General features: G+C 59.7%; 20 protein-coding genes. 1 reads left to right on the top strand and 19 read right to left on the bottom strand.

The features are described from left to right. Positions 1-248 precede the first annotated feature (248 nt). The 10 genes from gatB to miaB form a co-directional block, all read right to left on the bottom strand. Positions 249-1706 carry an Asp-tRNA(Asn)/Glu-tRNA(Gln) amidotransferase subunit GatB gene (gene gatB, locus CLOEV_RS06310; protein WP_008711336.1) on the bottom strand — a complete coding sequence of 486 codons (1458 nt, stop codon included), beginning with the start codon at positions 1704-1706 and terminating at the stop codon, positions 249-251. A gap of 1 nt (position 1707) precedes the next feature. Beyond that, complete coding sequence (gene gatA, locus CLOEV_RS06305) at positions 1708-3186, bottom strand: Asp-tRNA(Asn)/Glu-tRNA(Gln) amidotransferase subunit GatA (protein WP_008711335.1); 1479 nt, start codon at positions 3184-3186, stop codon at positions 1708-1710. Beyond that, positions 3187-3513 carry an Asp-tRNA(Asn)/Glu-tRNA(Gln) amidotransferase subunit GatC gene (locus CLOEV_RS06300; RefSeq protein WP_008711334.1) on the bottom strand — a complete coding sequence of 109 codons (327 nt, stop codon included), beginning with the start codon at positions 3511-3513 and terminating at the stop codon, positions 3187-3189. 70 nt (positions 3514-3583) lie between these two features. Then, a complete protein-coding gene (ligA, locus tag CLOEV_RS06295; protein ID WP_008711333.1) occupies positions 3584-5617 on the bottom strand; it encodes an NAD-dependent DNA ligase LigA in 2034 nt (677 codons plus the stop codon). A gap of 64 nt (positions 5618-5681) precedes the next feature. Beyond that, positions 5682-7157, bottom strand: coding sequence for a lysine--tRNA ligase (gene lysS, locus CLOEV_RS06290; protein ID WP_050805963.1), 1476 nt, complete (start codon positions 7155-7157; stop codon positions 5682-5684). A gap of 105 nt (positions 7158-7262) precedes the next feature. Then, complete coding sequence (locus CLOEV_RS06285; protein ID WP_008711328.1) at positions 7263-8309, bottom strand: tRNA dihydrouridine synthase; 1047 nt, start codon at positions 8307-8309, stop codon at positions 7263-7265. After that, complete coding sequence (locus tag CLOEV_RS06280) at positions 8299-9069, bottom strand: type III pantothenate kinase (protein ID WP_008711327.1); 771 nt, start codon at positions 9067-9069, stop codon at positions 8299-8301. Before CLOEV_RS06280 ends, CLOEV_RS06285 begins: the two co-directional genes overlap by 11 nt. 43 nt (positions 9070-9112) lie before the next feature. Continuing rightward, positions 9113-10591 carry a ComEC/Rec2 family competence protein gene (locus CLOEV_RS06275; RefSeq protein WP_008711325.1) on the bottom strand — a complete coding sequence of 493 codons (1479 nt, stop codon included), beginning with the start codon at positions 10589-10591 and terminating at the stop codon, positions 9113-9115. After that, positions 10581-11273 carry a ComEA family DNA-binding protein gene (locus CLOEV_RS06270; RefSeq protein WP_008711324.1) on the bottom strand — a complete coding sequence of 231 codons (693 nt, stop codon included), beginning with the start codon at positions 11271-11273 and terminating at the stop codon, positions 10581-10583. The genes CLOEV_RS06275 and CLOEV_RS06270 overlap by 11 nt, the downstream gene beginning before the upstream one ends. 4 nt (positions 11274-11277) lie before the next feature. After that, positions 11278-12591, bottom strand: a complete 1314-nt coding sequence (miaB, locus tag CLOEV_RS06265) for a tRNA (N6-isopentenyl adenosine(37)-C2)-methylthiotransferase MiaB (protein WP_034442592.1) — start codon at positions 12589-12591, stop codon at positions 11278-11280. Between the two features lie 114 nt (positions 12592-12705). On the opposite strand from miaB, the gene CLOEV_RS06260 reads away from it, so the two are divergent. After that, complete coding sequence (locus tag CLOEV_RS06260; RefSeq protein WP_008711321.1) at positions 12706-13173, top strand: hypothetical protein; 468 nt, start codon at positions 12706-12708, stop codon at positions 13171-13173. 77 nt (positions 13174-13250) lie between these two features. On the opposite strand, the gene CLOEV_RS06255 is transcribed toward CLOEV_RS06260, so the two are convergent. Genes CLOEV_RS06255 through CLOEV_RS06215 form a run of 9 tightly spaced genes read right to left on the bottom strand, consistent with a single transcriptional unit; the run spans position 13251 to position 24176 of the window. Continuing rightward, on the bottom strand, positions 13251-16334 hold the full coding sequence (locus CLOEV_RS06255) for a diguanylate cyclase domain-containing protein (protein ID WP_008711318.1): 3084 nt from the start codon (positions 16332-16334) through the stop codon (positions 13251-13253). A gap of 47 nt (positions 16335-16381) precedes the next feature. After that, positions 16382-16849, bottom strand: a complete 468-nt coding sequence (locus CLOEV_RS15900) for a chemotaxis protein CheW (protein WP_008711316.1) — start codon at positions 16847-16849, stop codon at positions 16382-16384. After that, on the bottom strand, positions 16849-18837 hold the full coding sequence (locus tag CLOEV_RS06245) for a chemotaxis protein CheA (protein ID WP_008711313.1): 1989 nt from the start codon (positions 18835-18837) through the stop codon (positions 16849-16851). Before CLOEV_RS06245 ends, CLOEV_RS15900 begins: the two co-directional genes overlap by 1 nt. A 35-nt stretch (positions 18838-18872) precedes the next feature. Next, positions 18873-20615: a methyl-accepting chemotaxis protein gene (locus CLOEV_RS06240; protein WP_008711312.1), complete on the bottom strand. Its 1743-nt coding sequence runs from the start codon at positions 20613-20615 to the stop codon at positions 18873-18875. 48 nt (positions 20616-20663) lie between these two features. Next, a complete protein-coding gene (locus CLOEV_RS06235) occupies positions 20664-21104 on the bottom strand; it encodes a chemotaxis protein CheW (RefSeq protein WP_008711309.1) in 441 nt (146 codons plus the stop codon). A 17-nt stretch (positions 21105-21121) separates the two neighbouring features. Further along, positions 21122-21640 (bottom strand): chemotaxis protein CheD, encoded by a 519-nt coding sequence (locus CLOEV_RS06230; RefSeq protein WP_008711306.1) that lies wholly within the window; start codon positions 21638-21640, stop codon positions 21122-21124. Beyond that, on the bottom strand, positions 21640-22275 hold the full coding sequence (locus tag CLOEV_RS06225; protein WP_008711304.1) for a chemotaxis protein CheC: 636 nt from the start codon (positions 22273-22275) through the stop codon (positions 21640-21642). Before CLOEV_RS06225 ends, CLOEV_RS06230 begins: the two co-directional genes overlap by 1 nt. Continuing rightward, positions 22268-22642, bottom strand: coding sequence for a response regulator (locus CLOEV_RS06220; protein WP_008711302.1), 375 nt, complete (start codon positions 22640-22642; stop codon positions 22268-22270). Before CLOEV_RS06220 ends, CLOEV_RS06225 begins: the two co-directional genes overlap by 8 nt. A gap of 34 nt (positions 22643-22676) precedes the next feature. Beyond that, positions 22677-24176, bottom strand: a complete 1500-nt coding sequence (locus CLOEV_RS06215; RefSeq protein ID WP_051484927.1) for an HD domain-containing phosphohydrolase — start codon at positions 24174-24176, stop codon at positions 22677-22679. Positions 24177-24233 lie beyond the last annotated feature (57 nt).

The following is a 24233-nucleotide window of genomic DNA, read 5'->3' as shown; positions in this document are numbered from 1 at the left end:
AAAAAACGACCGGAAGCCCCTTAAAAGGACGGCTCCCGGCCATTACGCCTGCGAAAGATTCCGCTTCTGAAAAATCGACTTTACAGTAACAACATCCCTATCCCAGAGAACGATCGAACCTGTATTTCCACATAGGATTCGCGTCGGCTTTTTTTATTTTTCCCGCGTATATGGAAAGCGATGCAGAAATTATCAGCCCGCTTTCTTTCATCTATTTCGGGGGAGCGCATCAACGATTGGCTGGCGCGTTATTTCAGCATCTCCGCGAGCGTCTTCGCCACTTCCGCCGGGTCGGCGCTGCCGCGCGTTTCGCGCATTACGAGTCCCTGGAGGAATTTTGTCTTGGCTCCCTTTTTGTCTGCTCCGCTCTTGATCGTTTCGACGGCCCCGGGTTCGGCGGCGAATACTTTTTCGATCACGGCTTTGAGCGCGTCGCCCGTGAGGCGGCCGCCCGCCGCGCCGCATTTTTTCATCGCGGCCTCGAGGCTGAGTTTTTCGCCGTACATCGCGGCGAGGACATCTTTGGCCTGCGTGTTGGAGAGCTCTTTTTTCTCCACCTTCGCGATCAGCGTGCCGAGATCCTTCGCCGTGACGGGGAAGGCGGCAATGTCGATAGCATCTTCGCGCAGCAGGCGCTGCACCTCCATGCGCGCCCAGTTCGCCGCTTTAATGGCCGGGGCGCCGGCGGCGACCATCTCTTCATAGTAGTCGGCCATTTCACGCTGTTCGGTGATCTGCTGGCTCTCTTCGAGCGAAAGGCCGTACTGCTTTACGAAGCGGTCGCGCTTGTCCCACGGCATCTCGGGCAGGCTGGCGCGGATCTTTTCGACGTATTCGGGCTTCGCGTCGATCGGTGCGAGGTCCATTTCGACGTAGTAACGGTAGTCGCGCGCGCCCTCTTTGCTGCGCATGGAGCGGGTGACTCCCGCCGCGTCGTCCCAGAGGCGCGTCTCCTGCGCGAGGCTGCCGCCTTCGTCGAGGACGCGGTTCTGGCGCGCGATCTCATATTCGAGAGCGCGTTCGATCGATTTGAGCGAGTTGATGTTTTTCAGTTCGACGCGAGTGCCGAGCGAGCCGTCTGGGTTCGAGAGCGAGACGTTGACGTCGACGCGCAGCGAGCCGGATTCCATTTCGCCGTCTGAGGCGCCAAGGTAGCGCGCGAGCTGGCGTATCTGCGTCACGTAGGCGATGGCCTCCGCCGGCGAGTTCATGTCCGGCATGGAGACGATCTCGGAGAGCGGCATGCCGCCGCGGTTGTAGTCGACGAACGAGTAGGCCGCGCCCGAAAGGCGGCCGTCCGCGGTCGGATGCACGAGCTTGCCGGCGTCCTCTTCAAGGTGCAGATGGTCAAGATGCACCCGCTTCGGTTTGCCGTCCACGATGACGTCAAGGTATCCGCCCTGGGCGATGGCGTGCTCGTACTGCGTTATCTGATAGGCCTTCGGCAGGTCCGCGTAAAAGTAGTGTTTCCGGTGGAAGCGCGTGTTATCCTGAATGTCGCAGTGAAGCCCCAGCCCCATTTTTACGGCGAGGTCCACGGCGTGGTCGTTGATGACCGGCAGAGTGCCCGGCACCGCGAGGCAGATGGGGCAGACGTTGGTGTTAGGCGTCGCGCCGATATAGTCCGAAGAACAGCCGCAGAAGAGTTTCGTCTTCGTCTTTAACTGGAGGTGTATTTCAAGTCCGATAACGACCTGTCTTTTCATTTTAGCACTCCCCTTCCGTGATCTCGGCCGCCGCCGGAGCGCCGGCCCTGTTTTCGATGACGGAGGCGTAGGATAGAAGTTCCGCGTCTCCAAAACGCGGTGCAAGCAGCTGGACGTTGGTCGGGAGTCCCTCCGGCGTGAACCCGAGGTTAAGGCTGACGCTCGGCAGTCCGGCAAGGTTGGCGATGGTCGTAAAGACGTCGCCCAGGTACATCCTTACGGGATCTTCTTCCCCCAGGCCGCGCTTGTAGGCGAGGGCAGGGGAGATCGGGCAGATGAGGAGGTCGGCCTCTTTGAAAAGCTCCTTGAATTCGTTGGAAATGAGCTGGCGCACCTTCGTCGCGGGCACGAAATAGTTTTCGTAGTAACCGCGGGTAAGTATGCAGGTGCCGACGAGGATGCGCTTGCGCACCTCTTCTCCGAAGCCCTCCATGCGGCTCTTTTTATACATTTCGGAGAGGTTTTTGCCGTCGGCGTGGTGGCCGTAGCGCATGCCGTCGTAGCAGGCGAGCTTGGAGCTCGCGTCGCCGAGCGCCACCATGTAGTAGCAGGCGACGGTGTGTTCCATCGTTATGGGCAGTTTCGCCTCGGTTATTTCAGCCCCCGCCTCGCGGCATATCGCGACGGCACGGTCAATGGCTTCAACAAGCGGCCTGTCCATACTATCTTTGTCGAAGCCCGTCAGCACTGCTACCTTTTTACCGGCGAGCGAGGCGCTGGCGACTGCTTCCGTGAAGGAGGGGCGCTCATAGGCGTCGCAGGTGGTGTCGTTGGGGTCCTCTTTCGCGAGCACATCCATAAGAAGGGCCATGTCGCCGATGTTTCTCGTCAGCGGGCCGACCTGATCGAGCGAGGAGGCGTAGGCGACGATGCCGAAGCGGCTGATCTGCCCGTAGGAGGGCTTCATTCCCTGCACGCCGCAGAAGGCGGCGGGCTGGCGCACGGAACCGCCGGTATCGCTGCCGAGGGCCACGGGGACGAATCCCGCCGCGACCGCCGCCGCGCTGCCGCCGGAGCTGCCGCCGGGCACGCGCGTGACGTCGCGCGGGTTGAGTGTCGGGCCGAAGATGGAGCTCTCGGTGGTGCTGCCCATCGCGAACTCGTCCATGTTGGCCTTGCCGATCAGCACGGCTCCCGCCTCTTTCATATTTTTGACGGCGGCGGCGTCGTAGTGCGGCACCCAGCCTTTGAGCATTTTGCTGCAGCAGGTGGTTTCGATGCCGTCTGTGCAGAAGTTGTCTTTGACGGCGAAGGGAACGCCGGCGAGCGCGCCGGGATCTTCCCCGCGCGCGACCATCCCGTCGATCTTTTTCGCCTCGGCGACAGCCCGTTCCTCGCAGAGCGTGACTATCGAATTGTACTTTTTATCGTATTTTTTGATCCGTTCGATGACGCCGCGCGCAACCTCTTCGGCGGTGAATTTTTTTTCTCTGACGCCGGCGGCTATCTCACGCGCGGAAAGTTTGTGAAATTCCATCATTTATTCCTCCCCCTCCGCATCGTCTTCAAGCGCGATGATGCGCGGCACGCGGAAGAAGTCCCCGTCGCGCACGGGGGCCTCTTCGAGAAAAACGTCGCGCCCCGTCCAGCGCACGGGCTCGTCGGCGCGGCGCGCCGGGGCCTTCCTGACGTCCCACTCAAAGGGAGCCGCGTCCTCGTGAGCCAGCTCCTGCATCTTGTCGCAGAGGCGGAGGATGTCGTTGACGCGGTCAAGGACCTCCTGATACTGTTCTTCGGGAAGGCCGATGCGCGAGAGGGTCAGCACCTCGCTCAGCCGTTCCTTATCCATTTCCATCTTTTTTATCATATCGTTACCTCCTGATGTAGTGAGGATTTTTTATCTGTGCCGCCGGTCATGAGCGCCGGCTCTATAAGATTCAGATCGCCCGCTCCGCCTCTTCAAGTTTCTCCAAAAAGGCCGTTTCGTCAAGGATCGGCACGCCGAGCGCCTGGGCCTTGAGGTATTTGCTTCCCGGCGACTCGCCGACGATCACGTAGCTCGTCTTTTTACTGACGCTTTCGACGGTCGCGCCGCCGAGCGCCTTAATCTTTTCGCCGGCCTCGGCCCGCGTCATCCGCGACAGCTCGCCCGTGAGCACGAATTTAAGGCCGTTCCACGGCAACGCCGTTCGGTCGCGTGCCGGTTCGTTTGATTCAAAGCGTATTCCCGCCGCCTCGAGGCGCGCGAGCAGCAGCTCGTTATGCGGCTCGGTAAACCAGGCGTGGAGGGACTGGGCGATCACCGGGCCGATGCCGTCGGTGAGTTCAAGCTCCGGCTCGCTTTCGCGCGCCGTCTTTTCAAGTTTTCTCAGCGAACGGTAGCGTTCGGCAAGGTCGTTCGCCGTTTTTTCGCCGATGCTGCCGATGCCGAGCGCGTTTATCACCGCGCCGAGCGGACGGCTCTTTGATTTTTCTATCGCGGCGACAAGGTTCTGCGCCGATTTCTCGCCGAGACGGTCCAGAGCGGCGAGCCGCTCCGCCTTAAGGTCATAAATGTCGGCGTAATCGCGGATGAGGCCGTTTTCCACAAGCTGATCGACTATCTTCTCTCCGAGGCCGGAAATATCCATCGCCGAACGCGAGGCGAAGTATATTATGCGCTCCTTCACCTGCGCGGGGCAGGCGCTGTTCGTGCATTTGACGGCCGACTCGCCCGGCAGCCGCACGGCGTGCGAGCCGCAGACGGGGCATTCGTCGGGGATCTTGAAGGGCAGGGTCCCCTCGGGGCGTCTGTCATGCTCGACGCGCACCACCTCGGGGATGATCTCGCCGGCCTTGCGGACCCAGACATAGTCCAGCACGCGGAGGTCCATCGCGTCTATTTCATCCTGGTTGTGAAGGTTAGCGCGGCGCACCACGGTGCCCGCCAGATGCACGGGGTCGAATATCGCGGTCGGCGTGAGGACGCCGGTGCGCCCGACGCCGACCTCGATCTCGCGCACCTGCGTCAGCTTTTCTTCGGGCGGGAACTTGAAGGCGATCGCCCATTTCGGGGCTTTCGCGGTGACGCCAAGCACCGCGCGCAGCGCGATGTTGTTGAGCTTGACGACGACTCCGTCGGTATCGATCGGGTGCTCGAAGCGTTTCGTCTCCCACAAGTCAAGGTACGAAGATATCTCCGCCATCGAGGAACAGAGCAGGTCCGAGCCCTGCATCGGCAGCCCCAGCGCGGCGATCTCGTCGAGCATCTGCCGCTGTGTCGAGATGCCGAATTTCTCCGGTTCGATGATCTGGTAGAGATAGATTTTCAGGTTCCGCCGCGCCGTCTCCCGCGGGTCAAGCGTGCGGAGGCTGCCGGCCGCCGCGTTGCGCGGGTTCGCGAAGAGGCTCTCGCCCTTTTCCTCGCGCGCGGCGTTTAAGGCGGCGAAGCCCTTTTTGTCGATGCAGACCTCCCCGCGCACCTCAAAACGCCCCGGCAAAGGCTTCGCGAGCCTCAGCGGGAGGCTCCTGATCGTGCGGAGGTTCGCCGTGACCTCTTCGCCTATCTGCCCGTCGCCTCGCGTGGAACCGCTGACGAAGAGGCCGTCCTCGTAGACGAGCGAGACGGCGAGACCGTCGATCTTCGGCTCGCATACGACTTCGGCCTTTTCGTCGCCGAGCGCCTCGCAGAGTTTTGCGTAAAAGGAGGCGAGCTCCGCGCGGTCAAGGGCGTTGTCGAGGCTCATCATCGGGACGGCATGGGCGACCTTCACAAATCCCTCGCGCGGCGCGCCGCCGACCCTGTGCGTCGGGGAATCCGGCGTTATCAGCTCGGGATGTTCTTTTTCTATGTCCTGCAGTTCGCGCATGAGCCCGTCATACTGAAAATCCGAAATCTCCGGCGCGTCCTGCTCGTAATAGAGCCGCGCGTGGCGTTCAAGCTCGCCGCGCAGCTCCTCCGCTCTCTTTTTCAGATTTTCGAAATCGCTCATTCCGTCTTTTCCTCTTTTGTTCTTACCGTTTAAATTCTTTCTTAATAAAACTAACGCCGGCGTTCTAATCCTTGGGCTTCATCGTGGGGAAGAGGATGACGTCGCGGATGCTCTTGGAGTCCGTGAGCAGCATGACGGTACGGTCGATCCCCACGCCCATGCCGCCCGTCGGCGGCAGGCCGTATTCCAGCGCGTTGATAAAGTCTTCGTCGAATGGGTGCGATTCCTCGTCGCCCTCATCCTTTTTACGGGCCTGATCCGTGAAGCGCTCGCGCTGGTCGAGAGGATCGTTGAGCTCGCTGAAGGCGTTGGCGAATTCCCATCCGTAGATGAAAAGTTCGAAGCGGTCAGTCACATCGGGGTTCTCTTTGTTGCGCTTCGAGAGCGGCGAGATGACGGTCGGGTGGCCGATGACGAATGTCGGCTGGATGAGGTTTTCCTCGACATATTCCTCAAAGAAAATCGGCAGGATGTCGAAACGCGTGTAGGAGGGTGTTATCTCCAGCCCGCGCAGCGCGGCCTGACGGCGCGCCTCTTCGTCGGTGATGTTCATGAAGTCGATGCCGACATGTTCGTTGACGAGTTCCGCCATCGTCGCGCGGCGGAAGGGCGGGTTGAGGTCGATCTCCGTTCCCTGGTAGTTGATCACGCGGCCGCCAAGCTCGTCAGCGCAGGCGACGATCAGCTCTTCCGCGAGGTTCATCATATCGACGTAATTTCCGTAGGGCCAGTAGACCTCCATCGAGGTGAATTCAGGATTGTGGCGCTGGTCCATGCCCTCGTTGCGGAACTGCTGGCCGATCTCGTAAACGCGTCCGAGCATACCGACGACGAGGCGCTTCAGATGAAGCTCCGTGGCGATGCGCATGTACATGTCGATGTCGAGCGTGTTGTGGTGCGTGACGAAGGGGCGGGCGTTCGCGCCGCCGGCGATCGTCGAGAGGATCGGCGTCTGCACCTCAAGCGTACCGTGCGCGTCAAGCACCCGGCGGAAGGTCTGGATTATCTTCGTGCGTTTGCGGAAGGTCTCGCGCACCTCGGGGTTGGCGATGAGGTCGGCGTAGCGCTGGCGGTAGCGGACCTCCATATCCTTCAGTCCGTGATACTTCTCCGGCATCGGACGCAGCGCCTTTGAGAGCAGCGTGAACTTCTTGACCGAGAGCGTCAGTTCGCCGCGCTGGGTACGGAAGGGCACGCCGACAAGGCCGATGAAGTCTCCCGCGTCGACCCACTTCTTGAAAAATGTGTAGTCTTTTTCGCCGAGCACGTCAAACTGGAAGCAGAGCTGAAGGCGGTCGCGCTCGTCCTCAAAGGTCGCGAAGGCCGTCTTGCCGTGGCGGCGCAGCACGATGATGCGCCCCGCCGTCTGTATCTCGTCCTCAGACCACTCCTCGGGCTTGAGGTGTTCGTAATGCTCCCTCACATAGCCGAGGGTCTGCTTTACCTCGTAATGGTCCTGCTGGAAGGGGTCGTACCCCTCTTCGGCGCGCAGGCGCATAAGCTTGTCCTTGCGCTGGCGAAAAATCTCCTCTTCGGGCATGGTGGTATTCTGCTGTTCTTTGGGGTTGTTCTTAAGTTCCTCTGCCAATTGGATCACTTCCTGTATGGTATTTTTAAATTTATCGGAAAAGCGCCGCCGCGGCGCTTACACGTCACTCTTCAGTCCCGGCTCTTCCGGGCCGGCGTTCCGCCAATTTTTCAGCAGTTCTTCCATCTCCGGCCAGCTTTTGGCCGTCGCTCCCGCGCGCCGCAGCTGCGAGGCCCCCGCAAACCCCTTGAAAAGGGCGCCGAGCATCCTCCGCGCTATCGTCAGCGCAAGCGGCCCGCCTTCGGTATTATAGATGCTGCCGCCGAGTTCGAGAAGGATCTTTGTCTGCGCCTCGGGAGCGGGATCGCAGAACTCTTCCGGCACCGTCCCTCCCATCGCTTTAAGGCTCCTGGGGATCAGAAAGGCGTCGCGCAGCACCCCGCGCGCGGCCAGCACCGCGGCGCAGCCTCTGTCCATATAATCGATAAAATCCTCCGGGCGGTAACAATCGCCGCTTCCGCCGATCCTGCCCGGGTAAAGACGCGCGACCTCCTCCACGGAATCCCGCGAGGCCGCGCCCTCATACCTCTGCGCGGGGGTGCGCCCGTGCACGAAGACAAAGTCGGCGCCGCCGTCAAAAAGCCTCTCACAGAAATCCGAAGTCGGTTCTTCCGCGTTCTTCGGCATTATGCGCACCTTCGCCCACACGGGCAGACTCAGCTGCTTGAGGCGGCGCATTATCGCCGTCGCCTCTTTGGGGTTCTCCATCAGCCTTGAACCGCCGCCCTTCTTGGTGACCTTCGGCATCGGGCAGGCCATGTTGACCTCCAGCGCCTCAAAACTCCTTATCTCAAGCGCGATCTCCGCGCCGCGAAGTATATCATCCGCGTTAGAGCCGAAGATCTGCAGCACGCACGGACTTTCGTCCGCGCTGCCGTGAAGCAGCTCTTTCGTCTTGCGCCCGTTGTATTTCAGCCCAAGCGCGCTCACCATCTCCGTATGGACGAGCCCGGCTCCCAGGGCGCGGTGAAAACGGCGAAAAGAGCCGAAAGTAATGCCCGCGAGCGGCGCGAGCCAGAGAGGGTTTTCCGCCTCCACGCCGCCGACGCGGCGCGGCCAGCCCGGTATCCGCGGGCAGAAAAGGCGGCCTTCGCTATTTTCCAAGGCGGTTCCTCTCGTACAGTATGCGCAGCCCGTCAAGCGTCAGCCACTGGTCCACGGTATCCACGCGGTTTGAGTATTTCGCGATGATCGGCGCGTGCCCGCCGGTGACGACGACGCGGCAGGGGCCGCCAAGCTCCTTGAAGATGCCCTTTATCATCCTGTCGACCATACCGGCGGTGCCGTAAATAATGCCGGACTGTATCGCCTCGACGGTGTTGCCGCCGATATAGTTTTCCGGGGCGACAAGTTCTATCTGCGGCAGCTTCGCCGCCCGTGAAAAGAGCGATTCCATGCCGATCTCCATTCCGGGCGCGATGACGCCGCCGAGATAGGCCCCCTCGCGGGAGACGACGTCAAGGGTGATCGTCGTTCCGAGGTCGACGACGATAAGCGGCTTTCCGTACTTTTCGATGCCGGCAACGGCGTTGAGCAAGCGGTCGGCGCCGAGCCCGGTCGGGTTTTTCATCTTTATTTCGAGGCCGGTGTCAAGTTTAGTGGAGACCCTTATACATTCCAGGCCGAGGTATTTGCGCACTCCCTCGCGGAACATCTCGTCAAGGGAGGGAACGACGCTGCCGAATATCGCGCCGTCGATATCGCCTTTGGATATCCCGGAGGCCGCCAGCAGCCCGAGGACCATAAAACCGACCTCGTCCGAGGTCTGCTTCTTTGATGTGAGACGCCACTTATTGATGAGTTCTTCACCTTTGTAGATACCCATAACTGTATTTGTGTTTCCAATGTCGAACACGAGGAGCATATCCTCATTCCTCCCAGCCTGTTATACGGTCAATTTTTATATTTTACAACATCGAAGGGCAATAGAATAGGAAAAGTACAAAAATAACCGATATGATCGAGGCCCTTTTCAGCCCCGCGCCGCAGCGAAGAGCGGCGCAGGCGGCAAAAAGCGCCACCGAAAGGGCAAACTGCGGAACGCCCCACCCCACGGCACCCGGCAAGAGATCGGTTCCCCACTCAAGAGCTCTCTGAAAAAAGGAGAGTATCGCCTCGGATGATTCCGCGGCGACCCAGGAAAAGGGCAGCCCGAGGAGCGGCGGCAGCGAGAGCAGGAGCACCAGCGGAAATATGACGCCGAAGGCCGGTACCGCTATAATATTCAGCGCGAGACCGGCAAGAGGCGCCTCGCCGAAGGCCCGCGTCACCAGCGGCGCCGTCACGAACCAGAGGAGGACCGGCAAAGACACCGCGCGGCCGGGGCCCATTTCCAGAGAAGAAACGGCGGAGATGAAGAGGGCGCAAACGACGGAGAGACGCCAGCCAAGGTCAAAAAAATACCAGGGATTAGCCAGCAGCAGAAGCACGGCCGCCACGCTGACATTATTAAAGGCGGCGGGCGGACGCCCGATCACCAGCGCCGCAAGCAGCAGTTCGATCATGACGGCCGCCCTCACGCCCCCGACCGGCAGGCCGGAGAGGAGCAGGTATCCCCATACGAAGAGCGATATAACGAAGAAGCGCGTCAGGTTTCCGCGCAGCAGCAGAATGAAGATCCCGGCGATCATCCATACGTGCAGGCCGGAGACGGCGAGAAGATGCGAAGTGCCGGCTCTTTTGTGCAGCGCCTCTATCGGAGAATCTCTCCTGCCTACGGTAAAGGCCGCCATGTACGAGGCCGAGAGCGGCCTGAGCCTTTCATATATCAGCGCTTCGAGCTTCGCGCGCCATTTTGCGAGGCCGGCGGGGGGACTCGTCTCCCCTATTTCAAAAAAGACGATCTTCTTCACCGCGCCGCGGGAGCGCCAATAGAGCGTCTCGTCGAAGCCTCCCCGCCTCTCCGCCCGCTTAAAGTCAAAAAGCGCCCCCCGCAGCGCCACACCGCTTCCCTCCGCCGGCGCGTCTTTTTGCGGCACATATCCCGCAAGTTTTCCGTACGGCGTCGCGATAAGCAGCGCCTTGCCGTGTCCCCAGCGCCGGGAATACAAGACCCGCCCGCTCGTCTCGACCGTGTCGGGCAAAGCGGTTTTTCTATTTATGACATAGAGGGAATAGAGCGAAAAAAGGGCCGCGAGGATAAAAACGATGGCAAAGACTGCAAGCCAGCCCTCCGCCGGCCTCTTAGTGCAGGCAAAGACAAGCGCCGCCGCAAGCAGCAGGGATACCGCGAGCGCGACCGGCGGCGGAACAAAGGTACCAAGAAAAATCGAGGCGCAAACGGAAAAGAGGATTAAAAAGGCAGGGGCCTCAGAGAGCGGCCCCTCTATGGCGGCGGCGCGGTCAACGGCATTGGTTTCGACCTTCAACGGCTCTTCAGCCGCCAACCGTGATCCGTCCCTTCATCGACTCAAATTTTTTAGGGCCGATGCCCTTAACGTTCATGATATCCTCGACACGGGCAAAACTGCCATTCTGGCGGCGGTACTCGATTATCGCCTGCGCGGTTTTGGGGCCGACGCCGTTTATCGACTCAAGCTCCGCCTGCGAGGCGCTGTTGATGTTTATCTTTTCCGACTGCCGTGAGGAGGAAACGCCGCTCTGCGCGGAACCGGCGGGCGGCGGCGACGCGCTCCGTTCCGGGTCCGCCCGTTCGCCCTTACGCAGGAACTTTATCTGCGCGCCGTCCTCAAGCTTCGCCGCAAGATTGACGGCCTCCTGATCGGCATTCGCGGCAAAACCTCCGGCGGCGTTCAGCGCTTCGTAGACGCGCGCTCCCGGCGTCACCTCATATACGCCCGGCTTCTTCACCGCGCCCGTGACATAGACTATCCATTTGGCGGAGACCTCTTCCCCGCCGGAAACGGCCTTTACCTGCCGCGGCTCGCCGCGCTCCGCCGAAGGGGCCGGAGTCACGTCGATAGTATCCTCCATCACCGGCATCACCGAAGGTTTGCCGGCCGTATCCTTGCCGAACTCTCCCTTAAAAGTCCCCAGGAGGACGAACGCGAGGATGAAACAGAGGACCCCGGCTATCGCGAGAAGCTTTCCCGAACCGCGCGGGCCCATCGCCTTAGATCCTCTCTCCTTCGAGAGACCAGTGGCTGGCGCGGGTAATCCTGACGGGAATGATCTTGCCGAAGTCCTCTTCGCAGCCGGGGATGATCACTACCTTATCGGTCATCGTTCTTCCCTGGATCTTCCCCTCGCCGCGCGGCGCGAGGCCGTCTGCCAGGATCTCAAATTCCGCGCCGACATATTCCTCATTGGCGGTGCGGGCTATCTGCGACTGCAGCGCGTTTATCTCGTTGAGCCGCGCCGCCTTGACGCGGTTGTCTATCTGGCCGTCCATCATCGCCGCCCTCGTACCTTCGCGTGGCGAATAGGCCGCGGTGTGGACGATGTCAAATTTGACCTCCCTGAGCAGATCGTAGGAGGCGCGGAAATCCTCGTCCGTCTCTCCGGGAAAACCGACGATCAGATCCGTCGTCAGGCTTACGTCAGGCAGGGCCCCGCGGATCTTATCGACAAGCGCAAGGTACTGTCCGGAGGTATAGCCCCTGTTCATTTCACGCAGTATCCGGTCGCTGCCGGACTGTACGGGAAGGTTGATCGCGCGGCAGATGTCGGGGCGCTCCCGCATCACCTCCAGGATATCCCCGTCAAAATCTTTGGGATGCGAAGTGGCGAAACGCAGACGCGTCAACCCGGGCTGATTCGCGGCGTCCCGCAGCAGGGAGGCGAAGCCGTAGCCGTCGTTCAGGTCCTTGCCGTAGGCGTCGACATTCTGTCCGAGAAGCGTTATCTCTTTTACGCCGCCATCTATAAGCGTCCGCGTCTCCTTCAGGATATCATCCGCGGCGCGCGACTGAAGCCGCCCCCTCACATAGGGAACGATGCAGTACGAACAAAAACGGTCGCAACCGTAGGTGATCGTAACATAGGCCTTAAACGGATTGGTACGCGCCGTCGGCGCCACTTCAAGGTCCAGCAGCGCCCTGGGGTCGTCGTCCATGAAGAACCTCGGCTGCGTGCCGGAAGAGATCTCAGTCACCGCCTGCGGCACAAGCCCCAGGTGGCGCGGCCCCGACACAAGGCGCACACAGGAAAACTTCTTCGCCATCTCGCGCCCGATCCTTTGAGCCATACAGCCGACGAGCGCCACCGCCGGGCTTTTCTTTCTCTTATAAACGGCGTCATAACGCCCGATCTCGCTGGCGACCTTTTGCTCCGCCTTTTCACGGATGCTGCAGGTGACGAGGATGACGACGTCGGCCTCGCCGTCGGGGACCTCCTCCCATTTTTGGTGCAGCAGCGCGGTGCGAAGGCGGTCTCCGTCATATGAATTCATCTGGCAGCCAAATACCCTGATCGAAAATTTATGCAAATACCTATCCCCTTCAAGCGTTTTTACTCTGGAATTATATGTCATTATCGCTAAACTTTCCATTAAACGATATACTTAATAATAACAGAGATATCTCAAACGGAGGTGCGGATTTTGTTAAAAAAATCCATCTTATTTGCAATGGCGTCACTCTTAATTCTGTCGGCGGCCGCGGCGTTCGCGGCGGAAGCTTCAAAGCTGCCGGAGATACCGGGGTGGGAAAACGGCAGGCTGCGCACGACGGAGCTCGGCGCGCTCTCGGGATTTAAAGGAACATGGCTGGAACGGACCTACCGGACCGGCGGCGGAGCCCCCCTGCGTGCGATCTGGGTCGACGGTGCGGGAGCCAAAGACTGGGACGTAAACGAGATCTCCGGCAATAACGGAGAGATATGGGGCGGCGAGACTTCGGAAAAAGTGACCGTCGCGGGGCATAAGGCGATGCTCGAATACCGGCCTGTCGTCGGCTACAGCCTGATCGTCAAGGTAGGCAAAGAGGGCGTGCTGACGCTCGAATCACAGGTGGCGACAAAAGAGGCGCTCACAGAGGCCGCGGAGACGCTTATAAAAAACATGAAGTAGCGCGGATGCGATAGAAGACATTTCATCGCCCGGGGCCGCGGCTCCGGGCGATTTTGGCGGGCTGGGACCGCTCTTTCCTATTTCGTCGTAGGCTCCGGCCCTTTCTCCCCGCCGCTCGCTTCGGCGAACATCACGAGCAGGAGCGGGCTCTCTCCCACGCCGTCTATGCGCACGCCGCTGGCACTGACTCGGCGCGGGCCGTCCTCTCCCTCCGCGGCGGCATGGAACGCCGCTTTCGCGAGCCTGCCGCTTTTCAGCGCCGCGTCCAGCTCCGACAGCAGGCGCGCGCGGTCTTCCGGGGCCGCGATCTCAAGGAGTTCGTCCCCTGATTTTTCAAAAAACTCCTCCCGCGTGAGCCCCGCCAACCGCAGTAAGGCGGCGTTGGCGAGCACCGGCTTCAAAACCGGCGTAAGCTCGAACACGCCGATGCCATCCGGCGACGATCTCATTACGGCGTCAAAGAGCGCCGCCGTCTTTTTGATCTCCGTGATATCGGTCGTCACAATGAGCATCACCGGGAAGGGGCTTCCCGCATAATCTATACGCTGCGCGCGCAGACGCCGCCACGCGGGAGTCCCCCTCGCGTCGGTGATGCGGTAGGAAAAATCGACATGTTCATACGTCTGAGCGCCATGGCGGAGGCGGCGCTCAAATTCGTCCCGATCATCGGGATGAATCATCGACAGCAGCTCCCGCCCTCCGTCAGTCGTGTCCTCCGGCTTCAGCCCCGAAGCGGAATAGAAACTCGGGCTGATATAGAGGGCGCGCATCCTTTCCCCTATCTCGACGATCAGCACCCCGCCCTCCATATACTGCAGCAGCGTCTGCAGCTGTATCGAATAATAACTGTCAGCGCCAGCCGCGCGGCCGCCGCTCTTCTCCGGTTTGATGTCGGCGCCTTCGGCGTCGATATAGTAACCGTTGCGCCCCTGCGCCTTTGCCTTATAAAGAGCCTTATCGGCGCGCGCATAGAGGGATACCACGCTCTCGCCCGGGCGGCGGATGGCCACGCCGGTGCTGCCGGATAAAGAGACCGCGGCCTGCCCTCCCGAACAATGTATCTGCAGCGCCAACTGCAGCTCTTCGGCTTTCCGGCGCACGACCTCGAGCGAGGGGACGTTTTTCATGAGCGCCAGGAATTCATCGCCGCCGGTGCGCCCGCATACGTCTCCCGCGCGGAAGGTTTTTCTGATGGTGCGGCCGGCGGCGTGCAGCGCCTCGTCTCCCGCCTGGTGGCCGATGGTGTCGTTGATCTGCTTAAAACGGTCAAGGTCGATGGCGAACAACGCCTGTATCGCGTCGCGGCTCTCATTCTCAAGGGATTCGGTAATATGCTTCATCGTCGCCGCGTGATTCAGGAGCCCCGTCAGCGTGTCGGTCTCCGCAGCGCGCAGCAGCGTTTCTTCCTTCTGCCTCTGTTCGTCGATATCCTTCATATAGATGAATAACATCAGATGATTCGTGGCGGGATCGACCAAAAGGTGCAGCGTGGACCTTACCCAGATGATCCTGCCGTCGGGCAGCCGCCGCGGATATTCGCGTTCAAAATCATTTTCAGCGGCGACGGCCTTTAATTTAAGATTTTCGTAATCGAGGGAATCAAAAAACTCCTGGGCCTTACGGTTGGATACCACGCGCCTGGATTCCGCGGCAAAGAAGTCGCACAACGGCTTCGAGGCGAGCCGTTCACATTCCATAGCGTCTTTGCACTCCAGCCTTTCCTGTTTTTCGGCGCTGACGTCAAAGACCGCCATGAGGTAAACGTCGTCCGCCAGCGACTGCTGATATTGCAGCTCCAACTGGTAGCTGCGCTCAAGCTCCCGCTTTTCCGTAACGTCCATGCTCATGCCGATGGCGCGGTATGGCCGTCCTTTCTGGTCAAAGAGCGTCCTGTACTGTATATGCTCATACCACCAGCCGTCCCTCGCCGCATTCCGGACGAGAAAGACGCCCTCAGGGTTTTTTTCGCCTCTGAAAAGGCGGTCATACAGCGCGAGGAAAGCCGCGGCGCTGTCAGGGTGGACAAAGCCGCTTTCGATAAGGCTCTCGGGAACGCCGGGCACGACCGCGGCAAAGCCGTGAAGGGCGATCGACTGCCCCGTCTGGATGATCTCTTTGGTCTTAAGGTCGTAGTCCCATACGGAGAGGGTAGTGTTTTCCATGACGACGCGGAAGCGTTCTTCGCTCTCGGTAAGCTGCGCGTTCTTCTTCAGCAGCTGGCTGTAGCCGCGCCGTTCAATGACGACTACGATGGCGGCAAAGGCAATGGCGATAAGCGTGATCACGACGACCAGAAAAACGCCCTGCGAGCTGATGTTCGCGATGGCCCCTCTGGCGGCCGCTTCCGGGACGACGTTGAAGATAGTCCAGCCGTTGATGTGCAGCGGCTGATAGACGGCGTAGCGCCTGCTGCCGCTAAATTCATAGGCGAGGCCGCCCGCGCGGCTGTTTTTCAGGTCGTCCTCGACCGTCCTGATCTTCTCCGTGCCGGCAAGGTCTGTCTTGTCCAGAGTAGTGAAGATGCTGCGGCTTTGCCCGATAAAGGCCCCGTGCCTGCTGCGGACGATGATCTTTCCGGCGCTGTCGCATATGAAAGAATAAGCCGCCTCACCGTAGGCCTTTGAAATGATCGTATCTATAAAATTGCTTTCGTCGTATACGCCGAGCAGCGCGCCCACATTGCGTCCTTTATCTTTCAGCGGGACGCTGAAGACGAAGATCGGGATATTGTCGATGGTGCCGGATTCGACTTTTACCAGCGAATGCTCTCCCCGCAGGCAGCTCTTCAGAGAGACGCTCCACGAGGCGTCCAGCCGGTGCCCGTCGCTGGTGCAGGCCCGGCCGTCCGCGCCGATCGCCACCAAACGCTTAAAACCGGTCCCCCCGGCGAGCCTCTCCATGTCCGCGGTGAGACGCCCGCTGTTCTTATCGTCCGCCGGCGAAACGCTTTGCGCGATCACGCTCAGTATCTGGAACTGTCCGTCGATCAGCGTCTTGAAGAGAAGGGCCTGCTCCGCGGCGGAACCCTGCAGCGTGCGGTACGCGTCCCGCTCCGCGCGCCTGACGATATCATGCTGATACCACAGCACGCTGGCGATGGCTGCCGCCATCAGCGCTATAGCGACGGCGGTGACTGCGGCGGTGCCTTTATATATTTTCATCCATGATACCCTTTCAAAATTTTACTCAAAAACATACGCGGCCGCGTTTACGGCAGTCCCGCACTTTCCCGCGTCATGCCGTGAAATAACCTCTCCCCGTCAAGCACGGTCACGACGCCGTCGCCGTCAGTCAGTTCGGCCCGGACATATTTCTCGAAGCCGCTGCTGTTCGCGTGATCGATCCCGTCGTCAAGGAGGTTTTTCCCCATGTCGCCGATGCAGAGCACGTCGTCCGCCAGGATCGAGAAGAGGTGTCCCTCGCAGCGCAGCACGATCAGGCATTTATATTCCCCGCGCTCATTTTCCGCGCCGCCGCCGTCGAAAAACAGATCCAGCCTGACGACCGGTATGATATTTCCGCGCAGATTGGCGATGCCGCGGATAAATGAGGGAAGCCGCGGCACGCGCGTCACCGGCAGCGATTGGACGGTCTCGACGACATACCTCAGCTCCAAAGCGTAGCGCTTTGAATCTATGGAGAATATCAGGACTTCATTTCCGTAATGTTCATTCATTACAGCAGCGCCTCCTCGCCTTTGGCCAGCATCGCGTCCGCGTCGATAACGAGGCTGATGCCGCCGTCGCCCAGTATGGTGCAGCCCGAGATGCCGATCTTTTCGACGCCAAAATACTGCAGGAAGCCCGGTACCGGCTTTATGACGGCCCTCTGCTGCCCCATCAGTTTATCAGCGTAGATCGCCGCGGCGCTGTGTTCGCCTTCGATGACGACGATTATTCCCCGCTCAAATTCTTTTCCGCTCTTTTCCAGGCCAAAGACGCCGTCGAGGCGCAGCAGCGGTATCGTATGTCCCTGAAAGAGCAGCTTCTGCGCGCCGCCCGGCAATTCGAGAAGGTTTTTTCTCTCCGGCACCACGATCTTGTAGACGTCAGGGACCGGCAGCATGTAAAGGGTCCTGGTCGCCTCGAGTTTTATGCAGTCCATAATGGCCAGAGTCTGCGGAATGCTGATGATGAAGCTTGTGCCGCGGCCCTCTTCGCTCTCCATCGACACCGTGCCGCGCATCTTTTTTACGGCGGCGTTGAGCGCGTCAAGCCCGACGCCGCGCCCGGAATATTCGTCCACGAACTCGCTGGTCGTCACGCCCGCAGTCATCAGCAGCTGCAGTATCTCGCCGCTGGTATAGCTGACGCCCTCCTTCACCGCGACTCCCTTTTCCCGCGCCGCTTCGAGCACGCGCTTCAGGGAGACGCCGCGCCCGTCGTCGGAAATGGTGATGATGATTCCGTTTCCGGTGCTGCGAGCGGTCATCGTGACCCTGCCGGCGGCCGGTTTTCCCTGCGCGAGGCGCTCGTCCGCGCCCTCTATGCCGTGCGTTATCGCGTTGCGCACGACATGTGAGAGGACGTCGCTCAAAACGTCAAGAATCCCCTTGTCGGCAACGATGTCGCTTCCCTCGGCGAGGAATTCTACCTCTTTGCCGAGTTTCCGCGCCGTATCGCGGGCGACGCGGCGCATCTTATGGAACAGGTCGGAGATGGAGGTCATGCGGATCGACATGATCACGGAACGCATGGCGTCGGTAAGTTTTTTCAGCCGCGACATCGCGGCGGCGGCCTGGTCGGAAACGCCGTCGCAGGAGAACAGGGCGCTTTCGGCGATCGATTCCGCGATGACGAGTTCGCCCATGATATCCTGAAGCTTGTCCAGCTTAGAGAGGTAAACGTTGATCACATTCGCGGCCGGCTTGCCGCTGACGGCGGAGTTTTCCGCACGCGGCCGCTCCCTTTCCCGCCGCGGCGCGCTGACGGCGGCCTCCGCCTCTTTTTCGCAGGGGCATGCCTCCGCCCTCTGGACATAGAGCTCCGCCAGCGCGGCCTCGAGCATTCTGTCACGGCAGCCGCGCGGGAATGTGACGGTAAAGCCGTTTTTCAGTATCTCTTCCGCGAGTTCGGGGCTGTTTTCCATATTTTCGGGAGAATATTTCAGCCCGGCGCATAGCTGACGCAGTTGAGTACAGATTATATAGGCGCGGACATTTGCCATCGCGCAGCCAGGCTCCAGGAATATACGGACCGAGGCCTCGCCGCCCTCCGTCGCCGGAGACTGCGCCGGCGCTGCGGCGACGCCGTTTTTCATCTCGTCAAGAACCACCGCCATCTGCAGCGTCAGGCTTTCAAAAGCCTCCGCGCCCTCCTCGCTTCCGGGCTGGCGCTTCAGCTCTTCCCGCATCGCCTCCAGCGAGCCAAACAGAAGGTCGAAAACCCTTCCTCCCAAACCGGCCTCCCTCGCAGCCGCCGAGCGAAGGGCCGAAAACAGGTCCTCCAGCCTGTGCGCGAAGGCGGAAAGCAGGTCATAGCCCATCATCGCCGAGGTGCTTTTTATCGTGTGCATGATGCGGAAAAGGTCGTTGATATTTTCTTCGGAAAATTCTTTTCCCTTTTCATCGGTCAACAGTATACCGTCGGCCTCATCCAGGTATTTACCCGTCTCAAAGATGAAAAGATCCAGAAATTCTTTGTTAAAATCGTTCTGTTCCGGCATTTGCGCAACCTTTCGCGGCCCTTTCCCTAAACCGCTTAACTGAATCTGCGGACAAGGTCCATCATCGCGGAGGCCTGCGCCGATATCTCTTCCGAAGCGGCGGCGGTCTCCTCCGCGTTCGCGGAATTGGCCTGCACGATGGACGAAAGCTGTTCAAGGCTGGCCAGCGCCTGCTGCACGGCCACGGAATCCGATTCCATCGCCTCGGTTATCTTGATGACCCTGTGCTTCACGTTTTCCGCGCGTCCCACAATGGCGCTCAGCAGCTCTTCCGTCGATACGGCTGTTTCCACGCCCGTCTTGATGGCGTTGAGCGTATCCTCTATCAGCTGCGCCGTGGCCTGAGCCGACTTCGCGCTCTGCGCCGCGAGGGCGCGCACTTCGTCGGCGACGACGGAGAAGCTGGCGCCGTTCTGTTCGGCGCGCGCCGCCTCCACTGAGGCGTTGAGCGCGAGGATGTTCGTCTGGAAAGCGATATTGTCTATCGTCTTGACGATCTTATAGATGTCGGACGAATATTTGTTGAGCTCCTTCATCGTCCCCGCAAGCTGTGAAAGCGACTGATTGCCAGTTTGTATGACCTCGGTCATCTCCACGGCGGCCTTCTTCACATCCTCGGCGTTCTCCGCCGTCTCGCTGATCCGCGCGCTGACCTCGTTGACGTTGGCGGTAAGCTCCTGAATGGTGCTGGCCTGTTCGGTAGCGCCCTCGGAAAGCGTCTGCGAGCTCATCGCGATCTGCTCGGAACCGTTTGAGACCTCGAACGCCGCGTTGTTGATCTCCTCGAAGCTGGCTTTATAGGATGAGAGTATCGCTATGAGCGATTCGCGTATCTTCACGAAGTCGCCGGTAAAATTATCGCTGACCGTCTGTCCGAGGTTGCCCTGCGAAAGTTCGTAGAGCACCGTCTCCACCTCTTTGATATAACGGCTGAACATATCCTGCATCCTGTTCGCCGCCGCCACCAGCTCTCCGATCTCAGTCCCGTCCTCCGCGAGGGAGACCTTTGTGTGCAGATCGCCCTTGGATATCTTCCCGAAATGCTCCTCAAGCATCTGCATGGGGGCGATGATCCTGCCTCTCACGGCGAAATGGACGAAAAGCACCATCATGAGCAGGAAGCAGAGGATGGCGATCAGGAAGATGATCGACTGCCTCATTACGAGCTGCGCCCGCCCGCAGTCATCAAGGACGCGGGCGATTATCGAATCCTGGAGTTTATTGAAGGTGCCGAGAAGGGCGTCCTGGTCTTCCTGATAGGCATCGGTGCCAAAAATGGCTCCCACGGCCCTCGTAAGTTCGTCATAGGCGGCGCTGTCGCCAACCTGGCCGTTGACGATCGCGGCGCTTGAGAGGTCCAGCCCCCTTTTCACGTCGACATGCAGCCCCTCACGCTGCACCTGCGCCGTCGCCTCAACGAGGCGCAGCACCTCCGAGAGCATACGCTCCTCTTCGGGAGTTATGCCAATGAGCCGCAGTTCCTTCGCGATCGCGTCTCTGCCGCTCTCCTTGTTGGTCACGAGCCATTTTGCCCTATACTTGGGGTTGAGGGTGACTGCGAACACCTGCACGTTGCTGCGCTGTTCATAATACAGGGAAAGAAAGTCTTTAACGCTGTTGCGCAGCTTCGTGAGATTGTTTACGTATGTCGTCATATTCTCGTAATTTCGGAAACAGTTGACGGCCCCGGCGATTCCCAGAACGACGAGCACAAAGGTCACAAGCGTGCACAGCGTCATTATCGTAGAAGCTTTGAATTTTCCTTTGCCATGTTTCATGAGGAGTCCTCCCTACCGCGGACGCGGAATTTATATTTTGAATAAAGTTTAAATAAAAAAGAATTTCTTATCGGGCAAGAGTATATTTCTGCCCTCGCGGCGGCAAAGGTAAAATCCCCGCGACACCTCTTTTTCCATATCCCGCTCAGGGATCTCCACTATCTCCCCCGGCTCGTCGACAAGGCAGGCTCCGGCCGCGCCGCCGCCGTCCCGCAGGATGATCAGGCAAGATTTTTCCGAGATCGCGGCCGGCTTTCTGAGCAGCCGCATCGACATATCCACGACCGTGTAGGCGGCGCCCTTATGCTCCGCCGCGCCGGCGATCTCCCCAGTCGCGTCCGGAAGGGCGGAAAGCTCCGTAAGCGCGGTTATCTCCGCGACCATCGCCAGCGGGATGCCGTATCGCTGTTCGCCGCATTTAAAGGTGAGGAACTCCGCGCATTTGATCTTTGGCGCCTCGGCTCCCTTATCTCTGCTGAAATATCCCACCGCGCCGCCTCCTCTCTTCATATTACCAGCTTGCCGTACTTAAGGCTCTTAATGAGGAGCTCTCCGTTGGCGGCGCTGAAACTGACCGAGCGTCCGTACCTGCCTCCGACGTCCTCGGCTATAAGCGGAATGCCGAGCCTCAAAAGCTCCTTTTTTACCTCGACGGCGTTCCTCTCGCCAATTGCCGCAAAGCTGAACTCCGTCCCTGCGCGGCCCCCGGCGTTCGCGGCGTGCTGCCCGAAATCAAAAAGGCAGGCGCCTCCGGCGATCTTGGCGCGCAGCTTCCGTTTTTCCGCCCCGATCGCCGCCATGTCTTCCACAAGTCCAGCGATGCCGCGGTCGGCAAACTTGTCCGGGTTGGCGCCCTTCAGCGGGACCGGAGCGTTCGGCAGCAGTATGTGCGCCACTCCGCCGATATGCCGCATCGCGTCATAAAGACATACCGCGATGCATGACCCCAGCGCGCTGCAGACGAATACGGCGGGGGCGGCCGCCGACCTGCGCTGCGCGATATTCACATATATCCTCTCTTCCATCAGTTCGGCCCAACGCTTGCCATCAATCTTTCCAGCGACGGATGGTCGGGGAATAGCACGACGTTCCCGTTGAATTCTTCCCCGTCTATACAAAAAGCGCTGCGCATGTAAATCATCCGCGACTCCGTGACGGCATAGCGCAGCACCGGCAGGTTCAGCAGCGCTCCCAGCATGTCAACGGACATCGCCGGCACCGAGCTTGAGACCGAGAGCCCCGTCAGTCCGCATATCGCCGTGACGTAAGAGTTGGCGACGATGTTGCCGACCTCCAGCAGCGCCGAGCGCTGCATCGGCTCCATTTCATAGAAAAACTCCGGCGCGGCCAAGCCGACTCCGAGTGAGGAGAGCAGCGCGTCCGCCAGAGACCGGTCGGCGATGAACATGAAGATGCCCTCGATATCGCCGGAAAGGTCGACGGTCACGGCGGCCCGGGCGTCCTCCGCGTCGCCCATCTTCGCCGGCAGCTCCTCATAGTCCAGGAACTCAGCGTCGGGGGCGGAGATGGAAAATTCCCTTTTCGTCATCTGCGAAAGAGCCGTCAACACGTGCCCCGAGCCGATGTTGCCCATCTCCCTCAGGACGTCGTTCTGATGATCGCTCATAGCAATAGCCCCGCGCCCGTCTTCGTTACGCATCTCCGCCCTCTCTCAGGTAGCGGTCTACGACGCGCAGCATATTGTCGGGGCGAAAAGGCTTGACGATATAATCTTTCGCGCCAAGATTGATGGCCTTGACTATCTGCGGCTCCTGACCGATGGCCGAACACATGACGACGCGGGCCGCCGCGTCAAAACCGATGATCTGCCTCAGCGTCTCTATTCCGTCCTGCCGCGGCATCGTGATGTCGAGGATGGTAAGATCCGGCGCATATTCCCTATAGCGGGAGAAAGCGACGTCTCCGTCCTCCGCCTCGCAAAAATCATCATAGCCGCCCTTTTCGAGGATTCCCCTGATGACGCTGCGCATAAAAGCGGCGTCGTCTACGATCAGGATCTTATTCATTCGCTTTTCCACCTTTGCATGATATCAACGCTCTTCACCGCCGCTGCTGCCCGGCCGCGCTCAACAATCCTATCGCGTACCTCTCGTTGCCCTCCATGTCTCTATACAGGTGCGCCTCCTCATGGATCACCCTGTAAACATCGTCGGCGGCGCGCCACCTGAAATCGATGCCGCCGCATTCGATGCCGCTTTCAATGAGCATGACCTGTTTTCTGAACTTATAGCAGTCGTCATGGTGGACGTTCAGAGCCGCGGAATCCATAAGCTCCGAAAAGGAGACAGTAAATTCACTGGGAAACTCCTTTATGCCGCGATTGCTGCAATAGATCCGCCCGCTTTCGAGGTCGGCGATAAAAAACAGTTCCCCGCAATCACGGAGGAACTCATAAAACGGGCTGCTTTTTTCCCGCGGGACCTCGCTCTCCTCCGCCGGCCGCCGGCCGCAGCCCTCGGAGCCGGTCGGAGAAAGCTCCGCCGCCGCGTCGTCGCTGTATTCGCCGGCCAGCCGCCTGAGCTCGGGCGACGCCTTCATAAAACAGCGCAGTATATCATCCGAGAACGCTCCGCACTCGCCGTTCATGATCATCCCGATGGCTTTCTCATGCGTATATGCCGGCTTGTAGACCCTTCTGGTGGTAAGCGCGTCATAGACGTCGACGATGCCGGTGACCTGGGCGCAGAGCGGGATATCGTCGCCGCGCAGCCCGCGCGGATACCCTTTGCCGTCCCAGCGTTCGTGATGGCAAAACGCTATCTCATAGGCGTAACTGAGATAATCTTCATGTTGTCCGTCACCCAGATGCTTTACGATGACGCCGCCCTCGGCGGCATGCTTTTTCATAACGTCAAACTCCTCGGCCGTCAGCCTGCCGGGTTTATTCAAAATGGCGTCGGGGATCACGATCTTGCCGACATCGTGCAGCGCCGCGGCGCTCGAGATGGTCTCTATCGCGGCGCTGTCCAATCCGTAGGATGGATTGGACGCCGCCAGCTCTTTCAGCAGGACCTTTGTGTAGAGCCGTGTCCTCGTGATATGCTGGCCGGATTCAAGATTTCGGTTTTCAATGATGGTGGAAAGCGTGTCGACTATGTTGGAGAAACTGCGCTGGAGCCTGACGGACAGGTCGCGAGCCAGCTTTTTAAGCTTATCCCGGTGCTGATGCGCCTGAACGACATTGCGGACACGCCTGGTGATAGTGCCGGCGCTGAAAGGCTTATTAATGATGTCGCAGGCCCCCATCTCGAGGCAGCGCTCCTCATTGTTGGGATTGCCATAGGCGGTGATGATGACTACCGGTATCGCGTCGATCAGCTTCAGCTGGGACATCGACCGCAGGACCCCGAAACCGTCAAAGTTAGGCATAAGGATATCCAACAGCACGACGCTCAGCTCGCCGCCGTGGCTTTTTATATAAGCGAGCGCCTCAACGCCGTCGCTTGCCTCCGCTATCTGGTACTCCGCGGAAAATATCTTGCGCAGTATAGCTCTATTAAAATCGGAGTCATCGGCGATCAGCATATTATATTTATGCATAATATCCCCCCAGAAACCTCAGACCGGCTTAACGACCAATTTACAAAATTTTGGAAA

Origin of the sequence: Cloacibacillus evryensis DSM 19522, assembly GCF_000585335.1 — a bacterium.
GTDB lineage: Bacteria > Synergistota > Synergistia > Synergistales > Synergistaceae > Cloacibacillus > Cloacibacillus evryensis.
The sequence above is the reverse complement of the archived record's forward strand: the minus strand, read 5'-3'. Positions and strand labels throughout refer to the sequence as shown.